The following is a 12665-nucleotide window of genomic DNA, read 5'->3' on the forward strand; positions in this document are numbered from 1 at the left end:
CAACCTGGCTCGCTTAACCGTGAGCATCCAATCATTAACAAAGGTGTTCCTGACATGAAAAATCTCTCTCTTTCCTTACTAATGGCGGCCTCCATGAGCTGTTCAGCGCTGGCATCTACAGCTGATGTTAAAGCTGTGAAACCTACGGTTGTGCTTGTGCATGGCGCATTTTCAGATGGTTCAACCTGGAATAAGGTCATTCCTTTGCTTGAGGCTAAAGGGCTGAATGTCGTTGCCGTACAAAACCCACTCACCTCCTTTGCTGAAGATACCGACACAACACGTCGCGCACTGGCACGAGTAAAAGGTCCTGTTGTGCTGGTCGGCCATTCCTATGGTGGAGCAGTCATTACAGAGGCAGGCGCAAAAAATGAGAACGTCAAAGCACTGGTTTATGTTGCCGCTTTTGCGCCATCGGCCAGAGAGTCTGTCGGTGATTTAACAAAAGATTATCCTACGCCATCAGGTTTCAGCCATATTGATGCCGATGATGCGGGTTATCTGAAGCTCACTTCTGAAGGCGTTTCCAGGCACCTGGCGCAGGATGTTACTGCAGAACAGGCGAGACTGATCTATGCCACTCAGGGCCCAACTAACGGCGCAGTATTTGGCGAAAAAGTGAATGACGCGGCATGGGAAAATAAACCTTCCTGGTATATTGTCAGCGAACAGGATCACATGCTCGACACTGACTTACAGAACGCGATGGCGAAGAAAATCCACGCGACTGTGACTACCCTAAACGCCAGTCATGCCCCACATATTTCTCAGCCAGATGCCGTGGCAAGTGTAATTCTTCATGCGGTCAGCGCCGTAAAATAAACAATGTCGTGGTTGATAATTAATCATTACACGAATAAAAGGGAACAGTAAACACTGCTCCCTCTTTATTCTGTTAGGTAAAGGCTTCGGCTGGACATTTATTCTGAATATTGTGCTAACCCTGCTGGGCTACATCCCCGGCCTGATTCATACTTTCTGGGTGCAAACACGCAATTAATCCACGATCCTGTACGGCGCCGCAGCGCCGTTTTTATTTGTTTGGTGATACCGGGTCTGTCCGTGGTTTATATTCATGGCACAGGGGATTCCATCATGCCAGCGACTTTATGGATAAACATAAATACCTAGTAAGTTTTGGCCAAAAGATAATTTTCAATAGCCTGGTGACCCGCTAACCCGGAGTATAAATCGAGCAATCGTTTAAATAGAATTTCATTATATTCTCGTCGCGCAGCTGGGTCTGATGAAATCATTAAGTTGACAACCGCAATCACATCGTCCAACTCCTTTCTGTAAACATATGGCACAATAATATCATTAATCTCTTCACGCATGGCGCTATAATCAAAGTCATTATTTTTTAAACTACTGTTTAACCATATCGCAAAGATCAATGAATCCAGTTTTTCTTTCGCTTGCCGATACTCTCTCATCAAGACCTCCACCGGTGTGGCACAAAACAAAACACCTTATTTTACTTTCCAGTTCAATATTGTTTTTAATGCTAAACTTATTCAGAAGCTTACTTCTGTCATAATAAATCCTCTTAATATCTTTGTTATAAGCGCTGGCTATATCTTTTAGCTTCACTCCCGCCAGGATAAAAGAAATTAACAACGCTTCTTTTTTAGATATTTTGACAAACCTTGATGCTGACGCATAAATGATATCGACCGCAGATACCGGTATTCGCCTTTGTATCAACACTGAGCATACGCCCGAAAATCCCACATTCAATTTAGCCCCAAGGATTTCAAGATAAGACGCCTCCAAATCATTGAATCTGTACCCTCCGTTTGAATATACAACTACGCTAATAAGTGGGAAGTGTATTTTTATATATAGCGCTGACTGAAGGACTTCGATATTGCTCCATGGATAATCGATGATGAGACATTTTAGACAATACTTATCTGATACAGACATAGCTTTACTGACGATATTTTTAGGATGCTCAAACGAACAATATAGGATTTTTTCGATACATTCTACTCTGCACCTCTCCCTTGAAAAATAGCTACTAAAACCCAAATCAAAATATCCAGATCCAGAAACAACTAATAACATTGCTTACTCTCCATACAATATCGCAACACATGACCTCAAGTGCATTTCAATGGTAATTACTTATCCTATGTTGACTGTGTAAGCGACAGATTCTCCTCTTACCCCACGAATTTAATTATAGGTAACCACAAATGTCGCACTGGCATTAGCCTGGCCGGCGGTAACCGTCGATTCAGTCTGAATGTATCTTGCCTGATACTGGAAACTGTAGGTCGACTCACTTCCTTTACTTCCCGACCAGATTGTCGCAGGTTCATTCAACGCTATCGGGACGCCACTCTTTAATATCTGAACGCCAACTCCAGTCGCGGCAATGTCATCACCAATATCATCGAGTTTTATAATCCCGTTTACCGCATTACTGCCATCAGTCGTCGCATTAAATTGCATAAAGATGTTACCGACATTCTCGCAGGTTGTAAGGTCTATATTGAACGGTACCATATTTGTGGTACTCCCAGCCCCCATAAATACGGCCTTATTGTGTCTACCCAGATTGACTTTAATATCAGCATTACTGATTTTGCAAGTTGGAGATTTCACCGTAATGCACAATCCATTCACACTAAACCTTAAAGCATTGGCACCCTCAAGAAAAATATCACCGAGATAATCATTCAGGCAATATTGGCCTGGAGGTGGTAAACCGTTGGCATCAGGGATTCGCCAAAAATAAATTGTTGGCTTTTTGCTTTCTGAATTAAAATACTTTGCACCAGAAAATGGATGTGCTGCCGGATAAGGCATAAAAAGTGAATCGAAATCAATACCATCCTGCTCACCCATTTGAAAACTATAACCAATTCCAGGCAGACGATCGATACTATAAACATATCCAGGCTTGCTTTGATAAGCCGGTCCAATGGGAGCACCACCAATACTTTTGTAGCCACTCGGTTCAGAACCACTACAATTGATATTCCAGCTTGCATTATTAGTCAGAGTCATTCCACCATATGTGAACAATAAATCTCCAGTCTGACGATTAAGAACATCCACCGTAAAATCTTTATTACCCATATTGACACTATATTCAATTGTTTTGCCACTGGTCATTACGCATGCAAGTACTGCGGGGCTATACCCTAGATACAGGAAAACAGATAACCCCAGAATCGTTTCTCTCTTCATTTATTGTCTTCCTTAAGTATTTATTTGCAAACGTGACGACTGGTTTCTTGATTTACGGAATATGAAAGCTGGCAACGCTGATGGCTCTTTTTTCCCCACACCACATGTAAAGCGCCACTGCTGTCTGGGACTCTGGCATATAACATTCCCCCTTGTCCCACGACTCCGATTGCCATGTCATTGTTGTCATAGACCTCAGCCCCCAATGGCGGCGCATTACCATCACTGAGGGTTACACTGGCAAACCATGGGTAGCCAGTACGGGTCGCAAATTTTACCTTCACGGCCGCACCGGAGTCAGGAACGACGACCGTGCTGCTTGAGACGATCTCAACTTGATCGCTAATTCCTTGTGGATCGAGATCCAGCCAGTTTTCTGTAAACGGGTTCAGATAAGGGACAATGGTATAACCACGATTATCCACTGGACGTCCAATGCGATTCGCCACCGTCGCACCGGAAGCCCAGGGGGCCTGTACAATGGCGAATGTTTCACCAATATCAGGTGTTGCAATCACCCCTCCTTCATGTGCAACTAACGCACCGGAAGTCCCAAGGGAATACTGTTGCTGATTCTTGCCAGTGCTGGCACTCGCATTCAGATAGGCATAATTCGTTCTGTAACTACCGTTTGCCCCAATTGAATTCTCATGGCCCCCTTCCTTTGGCATATCGTAACTGGTCGTCAAACCATAGCTAAGTTCGTTCTTTTCACCTTGGCTCCCGGTGTAAGTAGCTTGTAACTGGTTGCCGTTATTCTTGTCGTAATTTAAACGAGTATGAATATTGTCATTACCGCCAATAGGTATAGAAAAAGAAATGCCAACTATTTGGTTATTTTTATAGTTAGCATCCTGACTTTTCTGTGCATAGATATAGTAGCCCAGGCGTTTAAAATTATTCGAATAGCCTAGCTGATAGGAGCGATATGTACCGTGCTTCCAGTTTTCACTCCATATTCCATAAAATGACAAGCTACCACCACCAATTTGTTGCGACAGGTTGGCTGTGTACCTTGTCATTTCGCGGTAAGTATAGTTGTCACGATCGTTAGCCGATGCCGCATCACGAATTGAAATATACCTTGCATCGTTACTGTGACTCATCGATAAGGAAACTCTGGTATCACTGGTAAATGATTTTGTTGCCGAAATGCGCCAGCGATAGCCATCCTTCCAGTCATCTTCAACCGTTTTCCAGGAAGAACGCGTAACATCAACTGCCAGTGCTCCCCAGTAAGTATTTAATGCACTACCGACAAGAGTGGAGTAATACCCCTCGGTTCCGTTTGCCCCCATATAGCCGCTAATATAGTCATTAAAACCATACTGCAGCGTTAATTCTCCGAATCCCGGACGCTCTGAGATATCACTGTCATCCAGATATCCCATCGACAAATCATAATACAGCGCTTCCTTACGAACCAGACCAGGTATGGAAGCATAAGGCACAGTAAACGTATCCTGGCTGCCATCGGCCTCATTAATCGTCACAATCAGATCGCCACCTGAATTCGTTGGATAGAGGTCAGCAAAGGCAAATTTACCTGGCGGAACGGTGGCCTCATAGAGTAATGAACCATTTTGAGTGACAGTGACGCGCGCGTTTGTCCGGGCGATTCCCGTTACCGTGGGTGCAAAACCACGTCGTGACCCAGGCAGCATCCGTTTATCAGTCGCAACCCTGGCGCCAACGAAACTGACGCTGTCGAAGAAGGTTCCATCTGTCCATCCCTGTCCGAGCCTAAGGGTTGAGCTCAAATCGAAAAGACTCTTCTCGGCGTATGTCGAAATATTATCCCAATGCGCATCGCTGTCGTTTGCCTGATAACTAGACTGATGGTAAAAGCGCCAGCCGTAAGCACGAAAACTACCATCAAGCCCAACGTAACTGTAATTATTACTTTCGCCATGATTAATGCTCTGATAGCTGTTCGCCTGATAACGTAACACGGCTGCTGGTACACCAACATCGATACTCTCCGGATTAACCTCGCCTCGATACTTTGGTTGTTGTAACTCCTGAGGGACGGTTAAATTTAACGCATTCTCCCCGACATCATAACTCCATGAAATGCCCACATTGAGTTGCGATAAATGGATACATAAAGCCTTTTCTGGCCATGTTTTATCTTTAAGTCTCATCATTCGAAATAGTGTTGGTGTTACACAGAGCTCAATTTTCTCTCCCACTTTCTGTAGTTCGAATTCAACTTCACTCGCATACGAACCATTTATGTAAAGTTTACTGCGATAATTCCCGATATTCATCGGGTTACCATACTTAAATTTCTGGAGATCTATATGTGTCGCATTATGCAAATGTGCACTATTGAAATTAAACGCCTCTTCTGACCATGCGACACTCCATGGTATTATCACTATTAATCCAACATTGATCTCCCTTAGTTTCATAATAACTTCCTTTACTGAGGATAATTATGAGTCACAACAGCACCATAATCATTGATGGTTGTGAAACTGAACTTGCTTGGCATTGTTTTAAGTGCACGCTCTTTACTATTTATGCTCATCGTTGAAAATGGCGCCACCATACCCGCAGATTGTTTATTCCCATTAATGGTGATGCTATCAATAGTGACGTGCCATGGAGATGGGTTATTCACAGTGAGTGTGTTATTTTCCTTGTGAAATCTCCAGATTAGCGATTTGGCAGCCTCGCTGACATTTCCCTTTAATGTTATCGGACGATAAAACAATTTAATGCGGGAACGAATCGATAACTGTAGATAGTTGCCATCTTGACTATTTTTAGGTTCTGGAGGTATATCCAACATGTTAAACCAGTATAATGACTCACGATCTTGTGGAAGAGCTGTACCGCTATAAATCAAACGATAGGACTGTCCCTTTCCTGGTTCAACGCGAATTATTGGCGGCAGAACCACAAAAGGAGCCAGATCTTTTCCTGTATTATTTTGTATCGTACCACCATCAACCCATACTTGCGTCAGTGACGGCATATCTCCTGAATTAGTAACCCTGATTGATACCTCTTTCCGGTCAGATGGAAAGATAACTCTGGTCCCATCAATAACAACACTTGCATTCGTGAAAGGTATACATACGGATATAAGAAACGTAAAAACATAACGAGTCATATTTCAACACCTCCCTGTTCTCAGGACAGGCAGCCCCTAACGGAGCTGCCTTAACGTGTTACGGATAAACGATAGTGAAGTTAATGTAGGAGCTCACCCTCCCAGCCTCAGCGGCATTCGTCGCAAAGTAACGGGCATAGAAAGGTAGTGTCGCAGAACCATCGACAGGTGTGACAATAGTAGAATTACCACCTGTTATTTTTCCAGTCGCTGTATCAATAGTCTGGTTTGCAAGATCAATTACGCCATAATTATTATTCAGTAGCTCGATATCAACGTTATCCGCGCCATTATCTGAACCACCAGTAGGAATAGAATTTTTTAGTCGCCCCTCCGTAGAGACATACTCATTCGGTTCAAAATAGACCGAAACGTCCGAAGCACTTGCACAATTCTCAAGACCAATAGTGAAAGGTGTTGTCCCCGCAGTCTGATTGGCGGCAGACAATGCAGACGCCTGGACTGTTGGTAGTGTGACAATCTTATCTTTATCACCGCTGATGACAGTACAGGTATTAGTAATAATCTCACCATTGAAGGTCACTTTGCCATCAGCAGCCTGTGCCGATATTGGGGAACAGATCATTACTACCGCTGCTGACGCAATTCCTTTGATGAATATGTTCATAATTAACCCCTTATCTGTAATTTTCAAAAATTTACATAACACTCATCATCAAGCCACATAAAAAACACAGCGGCCCTCCGACGCATCATATTAAAATATTGAAATGCGTATTCTTCATTACCTCTGATACATTTTGAAACATGCTGTGCAATTGCATCTAATCATTGTTCCAGGCATTTATTCAAGGCTTAAAAGTAAGATATGTAATGATAAAATTTAAATAATCCTAAACACCTGAGTTTAAAACGCAGATAATGAAGGATTTTCATCATGAAAAACAACGAATTATTATCAAGATTGTTATTTCAGCTAAAAATATAAAAATGAGGCGTTGCGCACTAATTATAATTAGAGACCTTCTCATCCCCCAATCTACGCCGTCAGATTTTACTAAAAAGAGTATGTCATATTCACACTCAGCACTTACGGTGACCTACATTAGTTGTCTTTTCATTGCGACATAGATGTGCATAAAAGGAGTGAATCGTGCTGATAACCTTATCTAATTCCTACTATTTTAACTTTGCTCTGAGTAGCTATTTTTCTGATACTCGTAATGAAGAATCACTGATTGATGAAGTATGTAGCTATCCATCCATAGCAAAAGATGAATTAATGCATGATCTACAGAACACATTGCGCGGTAAAAAATTAAAGTTTATTGTTGTCGATCACACCGCGATAAACATTGAAACATTACAGTTCATCATTTTTTTACGTACATTTTATCCGTTAGCACGTTTATTTATTATAAAGAAACCTAATGTGGTTTTTGATGAGCTTGTCAGATTATATATAACAATTCTTGATGCTAAAATTTGCCTTAGTTTATCAGAGATTTTTATTTCGATAAACGATGTACATGCTCATTCCATACCACCTGCGGATAAAATTTACCTGGCTACAACGTTAAAATTTGGAATAACAAAAGAAGAAGCGTCGGTGATTTGTTTGATGATGAGTGGAAGTCCATTATCACAGATTGCAAAAAATCAAAAATGTGAACTCAATAAAATATATTACCATTGTGCCAGAGCTCGAAATAAAATGCAGGCCAAAGATAATAATACACTAGTAAAATTAATCCATTCAGAGTTACTTAGTTATTACATAACATATAAAGAATACTAAAAAATGGGCCATAATGCCCTCTCGTTACTTTCCTGAAGGAATAATGCGTTAAGTTATTTCTTTCAGTGACAGGCTGGTCTGCTTTAGTTCTGCATTATTATTTTTTTATATTTCGACATTAATCAAATCACTTCCATTATCATTCTGAAGTCCGTCGAAGCCGGACGTACCGTTAAGGATGTCTGCTGTGAAGCCAGTATCTCAGAAGAGAGTTATCACAACTGGAAAGCAAAGTTTGGCGGTATGGAAACCTCTGATATCAAAAAGATAAAAGAACTTGAGGACGAAAATCGTCGTCTCATACAGGTGTTTGCCGATTTCAGCCTTAAATGCCGGGCCCTGAAAGACATTATCGCTGAGTAGGGTAAGGCCTGGAACCATAAACGCATTTATCGCATTTACTGTCTTCGAAACTGGATTTTCGCCGCAAGGGAAAGAACGGGTCTCACTGGCGCTGGCACAATGGGTTGAGGAATATGGTGTGTTGCTTGAATTTATCAAACCGGGTAAGCCTACACAAAATGCTTTTATCGAACGGTTCAACCGGGCATACCGGACAGAAATTCTGGATTTTTACCTGTTCAGAACACTGAATGAAGCACGGGAAATTACCGAGCGCTGGCTGATGGAATATAACAGCGAGCGTTCTCATGAATCCCTGAATAATCTTACACAGGAAGAGTACCGGCTGATGACAGAAAAACCGGAAATCTCAAAAGCGCGAGGAAGTAAAACAGGTGTGCTTATACCTAAAAATGCTGAGGTTCGCATGATCCCGCATAATAACTTCAGTTAATGAGGGTTCGTTGAAAGGATGGACATAATCATCGCCGGAGCCTACCAGAAGATGCATCAACACGTAGCTAAAAGCTCATTCTTCTTCCAATGCAAGCTAGCCGGGAACACTCTAAGCCAAAGAGAAATGGCACAACAGAAATCGTATAAAACAAAAAACCCCAAGCTAATTAATAGCTTGGGGTTTAGATTTGGCGGAAGCGTAGAGATTCGAACTCTAGAACCCTTTCGAGTCGCCGGTTTTCAAGACCGGTGCCTTCAACCGCTCGGCCACGCTTCCAATGAGGCGCACTATAAACACCTCCGTTCGGACTGTAAAGCACGATTTTATTCAACCGCCTTAAAAATAAACAAAATCGTGCTATTCGCCTGAAATTCAGGCGGTTTGCGCAGAATTTCAGCGAAAAAAACCGTCTCTGCGTTAGTGTTTTTTGATGTACATATCTTTGGTGTAGTAATACCCCAGCTTGTCAGGCATGAACCCACCCACCCACGGCTTCACCAGGTGTGTGCGCACATAGTGATAAACCGGAACGGCAGGTACATCCTGCCCCAACATATCCTCGGCCTGCTGGTAGAACTTACCCCGGGTCGCCGCATCGGCTGCTTTGGCCGCATTGTGCAGAGCCTCATCGTAGGCAGGATTGCTGTATTGGGTGGTGTTTTCACTATCGCCAGTACGGAAGTTATTAAGGAAAGTCGCCGCGTCATCATAATCGGCAATCCACGAATAGCGCACAGCGTCAAAATTATGTGTATGCATGGTATCGAGCATGGTCTTCCACTCCTGGTTTTGCAGCTTAACCTCAACGCCAAGATTCTTTTTCCACATCGAACTGGCAGCAATGGCAATTCTCTGGTGCGATTCCGAAGTGTTATAGAGCAGATTAAACACCAGTGGATGGGCCTCATTATAGCCCGCCTCATTCAGTAGCTTTTTCGCCTCAGCAATACGTTTATCGCGCGGCCAGCTGGCGTACTCCGGGTTTTGCAGTTTGACCCCTCCAACTTCCGGCTGACTGATAAGCCACGCCGGACGCTGTCCCTGCCCCAGCACCTTCTCGGCGATAATATCTTTGTCGAGCGCCATATTCAGCGCGCGACGTACACGGGGATCGTTAAACGGCGGACGGGTAGTATTGAACTCGTAATAGTAGGTTGCCAGCTGCGGCGAAACGTCCAACTGATTGCCAATGGTTTTCTTAAGCTGGGCAAACTGATTAATCGGCACGGTATATACAATGTCGATCTCACCCGCTTTATAGCGGTTCACATCGGCAGCTTCGGAACTTATCGGCAAATATGTCACCTTATTGATAACGGTATGCGCATTGTCCCAGTAGCGCGGATTGCGCTCGGCCACGATGCGCTCATTCACTACCCAGCTTGAGAGCTTATAGGGACCGCTGGTCACCATATGCTCCGGCTTAGTCCACTTATCGCCATAACGCGCGATGAGCACTTTATCGAGTGGAACCATCGAAGGGTGTGCCAGCATTGCCAGGAACGCCGCATTCGGCTGATTCAACGTTACCTCAAGAGTCGTGTCATCAATGGCTTTCACCCCCAGCGTCTCAGGCGTTTTTTGCCCTCGCGCGATCTCCGCAGCGTTGACCATATGAATGTTGCCAGGATAACTCGCATAAGGGGAAGCGGTAAGCGGTGAGACCAGGCGCTGCCAGCTCCAGACAACATCCTGCGCGGTGATTGCCGAACCGTCGGACCAAGTCACTCCTGGGCGTAAATGAAATGTCCAGATGGTGTTATCCTTATTTTCCCATTTTTCCGCCAGTCGAGGCTGGATCTCCCCCGCCGGTGAAACGCTAACCAATCCTTCAAAGAGATCGCTGAGGATATTAAACTCAACGTCACTTTCGACTTTATGCGGATCCAGCGATGATGGCTCGCTACCGTTATTTCTGACTAACTCCTGTTTCTCTGCCAATACCGTTCCCGGCGGCACCTGAGCGGCCAGCACCGGGATTGCCATTGAGAACAGGCCGACCGCCAGTAGCACACGTGTGATGTGATTATATTTTTGTGATTTCATATCCCTTGCCTTTATTACGTTTGGTTTGTACCCTCTCCAGACTTAGTCGCAGAATGGCGATAACACAATATTTTTCAGTTACTTATCAGATTTAGATCTAATTCTTCAAACTGAACATACGAACATGCTATTCACGTGATATTTTACGGAATAATATGCTATATAAAGCCGTTCAGGGCTAAGTAAAGATGGGTAAAAGCACTATGGCTTCAGCTCTGCTTTTTTTATGCTTGGTTATTAATTACATCTGTCATAAGAGAGTGACTCATGGATCGTATAATTACATCGTCGCGTGACCGTTCATCGCTTCTCAGCACGCACAAAGTTCTGCGAAACACCTATTTCCTGCTTAGCCTAACGCTGGCATTCTCCGCCATTACGGCGACGGCCAGCACAGTGCTAATGCTACCTTCTCCGGGTCTGATTTTGACGCTGGTCGGTATGTATGGCCTGATGTTCCTGACCTATAAAACAGCGAATAAGCCAGTAGGTATTCTGTCGGCATTCGCCTTTACTGGCTTCCTGGGTTATATCCTGGGGCCAATGCTTAACGCTTACCTGTCTGCGGGCATGGGCGATTTGATTGGTCTGGCGCTGGGCGGTACCGCGCTGGTGTTCTTCTGCTGCTCAGCATATGTGCTGACCACGCGCAAGGATATGTCCTTCCTTGGCGGGATGCTGATGGCGGGCGTGGTGGTCGTACTTATCGGTATGGTCGCCAATATTTTCCTGCAGTTACCGGCTCTGCATCTGGCGATCAGCGCGGTGTTTATCCTGATTTCTTCAGGTGCCATCCTGTTTGAGACCAGTAACATCATCCGCGGCGGTGAAACCAACTACATCCGTGCGACCGTTAGCCTGTACGTCTCGCTGTACAACATCTTCGTCAGCCTGTTGAGCATCCTTGGCTTCGCCAGCAGAGACTAACCTTTTCCCCGGCTGTTCCGAGGCCCCGCTTATGCGGGGCCTTATTTTTTGCTACACTGCCGCCAGTTTCAGCAGTATGTGAAAAATTATGTTTATCTTCGAAGACAATGAAATTGAGACCGATAACGACGGTTATCTGAAAGATACCACCCAGTGGAATGAAGCGATGGCGATAGTTATCGCTGATCAGGAAGGGATTACTCTGTCCGCCGAACATTGGGAAGTGGTGCGCTTTGTGCGCGACTTTTACCTGGAGTTCAACACTTCACCGGCCATTCGTATGCTGGTGAAGGCAATGGCGAACAAGTTTGGCGAAGAGAAAGGCAACAGCCGCTACCTTTACCGTCTGTTCCCGAAAGGCCCGGCTAAGCAGGCGACAAAAATTGCCGGGCTGCCCAAACCGGTCAAATGCATCTAATACAGAATGGCGAATTTTTGCCACTCTCTGGTGGGTTGATGGGGTTCTGTCAGCACTCTGTCGACCCGCGCGCTGCGTGGCCCACCGGCCTTCAGCCAGTCAATCAACTTATCCACCTGCTGAGATTCGCCACAGGCGAGAACCTCTACGCCACCGTCATCAAGATTACGCGCATAACCCGTTAGCCCGAGCCGTAGCGCCTCACGCTGGGTTGAATAGCGAAAGCCGACGCCCTGAACGGAACCGTATACCCAAATCAAAATACTAATACAAGCACTATTCATGATAACCTCACTTATCATTATGAACCAGATGTTGCAGCATCCATATGATTTAAAATGATTTTCATTCAAAACTAATCAAAACCGACTTAGATATAACTTTAGTACCATTC

11 protein-coding genes, 1 tRNA gene and 2 pseudogenes are annotated in these 12665 nt (G+C 44.4%); 6 read left to right on the forward strand and 8 right to left on the reverse strand.

All coding sequences use genetic code 11. The annotated features are described in order from the left end of the window. The first annotated feature begins 54 nt into the window (after positions 1–54). Complete coding sequence (locus QVF11_RS04020; RefSeq protein ID WP_287855278.1) at positions 55–822, forward strand: alpha/beta fold hydrolase; 768 nt, start codon at positions 55–57, stop codon at positions 820–822. A gap of 61 nt (positions 823–883) precedes the next feature. Continuing rightward, a pseudogene (locus tag QVF11_RS04025) lies at positions 884–1000 on the forward strand (YqaE/Pmp3 family membrane protein); the annotation flags it as partial. A 368-nt stretch (positions 1001–1368) separates the two neighbouring features. Here the strand turns inward: QVF11_RS04025 and QVF11_RS04030 are convergent. The 5 genes from QVF11_RS04030 to QVF11_RS04050 all read right to left on the reverse strand — a co-directional run bounded on the left by QVF11_RS04030 (position 1369) and on the right by QVF11_RS04050 (position 6950). After that, positions 1369–2070: a hypothetical protein gene (locus QVF11_RS04030; protein WP_287855279.1), complete on the reverse strand. Its 702-nt coding sequence runs from the start codon at positions 2068–2070 to the stop codon at positions 1369–1371. Between the two features lie 111 nt (positions 2071–2181). After that, positions 2182–3201, reverse strand: a complete 1020-nt coding sequence (locus tag QVF11_RS04035) for a fimbrial protein (RefSeq protein ID WP_287855280.1) — start codon at positions 3199–3201, stop codon at positions 2182–2184. Positions 3202–3221: 20 nt separating this feature from the next. After that, the gene (locus QVF11_RS04040) at positions 3222–5615 is read right to left on the reverse strand and encodes a fimbria/pilus outer membrane usher protein (RefSeq protein ID WP_287855281.1); all 2394 of its coding nucleotides are present in this window, start codon (positions 5613–5615) and stop codon (positions 3222–3224) included. Positions 5616–5626: 11 nt separating this feature from the next. Then, positions 5627–6322 carry a fimbrial biogenesis chaperone gene (locus QVF11_RS04045; RefSeq protein WP_142512349.1) on the reverse strand — a complete coding sequence of 232 codons (696 nt, stop codon included), beginning with the start codon at positions 6320–6322 and terminating at the stop codon, positions 5627–5629. A gap of 58 nt (positions 6323–6380) precedes the next feature. Beyond that, entirely contained in the window at positions 6381–6950 is a 570-nt protein-coding gene (locus QVF11_RS04050; protein ID WP_142512348.1) for a fimbrial protein, read from the reverse strand. 486 nt (positions 6951–7436) lie between these two features. Here QVF11_RS04050 and QVF11_RS04055 point away from each other — a divergent pair, with 486 nt between their 5' ends. Beyond that, on the forward strand, positions 7437–8081 hold the full coding sequence (locus QVF11_RS04055) for a hypothetical protein (RefSeq protein WP_287855282.1): 645 nt from the start codon (positions 7437–7439) through the stop codon (positions 8079–8081). Between the two features lie 117 nt (positions 8082–8198). Then, a pseudogene (locus tag QVF11_RS04060) lies at positions 8199–8769 on the forward strand (integrase core domain-containing protein); the annotation flags it as partial. A 299-nt stretch (positions 8770–9068) separates the two neighbouring features. On the opposite strand, the gene QVF11_RS04065 reads toward QVF11_RS04060, so the two are convergent. Then, positions 9069–9156: transfer RNA gene (locus QVF11_RS04065), tRNA-Ser, on the reverse strand. Between the two features lie 141 nt (positions 9157–9297). Further along, positions 9298–10926 (reverse strand): ABC transporter substrate-binding protein, encoded by a 1629-nt coding sequence (locus QVF11_RS04070; RefSeq protein WP_287855283.1) that lies wholly within the window; start codon positions 10924–10926, stop codon positions 9298–9300. Between the two features lie 267 nt (positions 10927–11193). On the opposite strand from QVF11_RS04070, the gene yccA reads away from it, so the two are divergent. Both yccA and tusE read left to right on the forward strand, forming a co-directional pair. After that, positions 11194–11853 (forward strand): FtsH protease modulator YccA, encoded by a 660-nt coding sequence (gene yccA / locus QVF11_RS04075; RefSeq protein ID WP_112215297.1) that lies wholly within the window; start codon positions 11194–11196, stop codon positions 11851–11853. Between the two features lie 88 nt (positions 11854–11941). Continuing rightward, positions 11942–12271 (forward strand): sulfurtransferase TusE, encoded by a 330-nt coding sequence (tusE, locus tag QVF11_RS04080; RefSeq protein ID WP_112215298.1) that lies wholly within the window; start codon positions 11942–11944, stop codon positions 12269–12271. Here tusE and yccX read toward each other — a convergent pair. Beyond that, positions 12268–12555 (reverse strand): acylphosphatase, encoded by a 288-nt coding sequence (gene yccX / locus QVF11_RS04085; protein ID WP_287855284.1) that lies wholly within the window; start codon positions 12553–12555, stop codon positions 12268–12270. The two genes, tusE and yccX, sit on opposite strands and share 4 nt — an antisense overlap. Positions 12556–12665 lie beyond the last annotated feature (110 nt).

Origin of the sequence: Klebsiella sp. (genome assembly GCF_027492335.1) — a bacterium.
GTDB classification, from domain to species: domain Bacteria; phylum Pseudomonadota; class Gammaproteobacteria; order Enterobacterales; family Enterobacteriaceae; genus Klebsiella; species Klebsiella huaxiensis.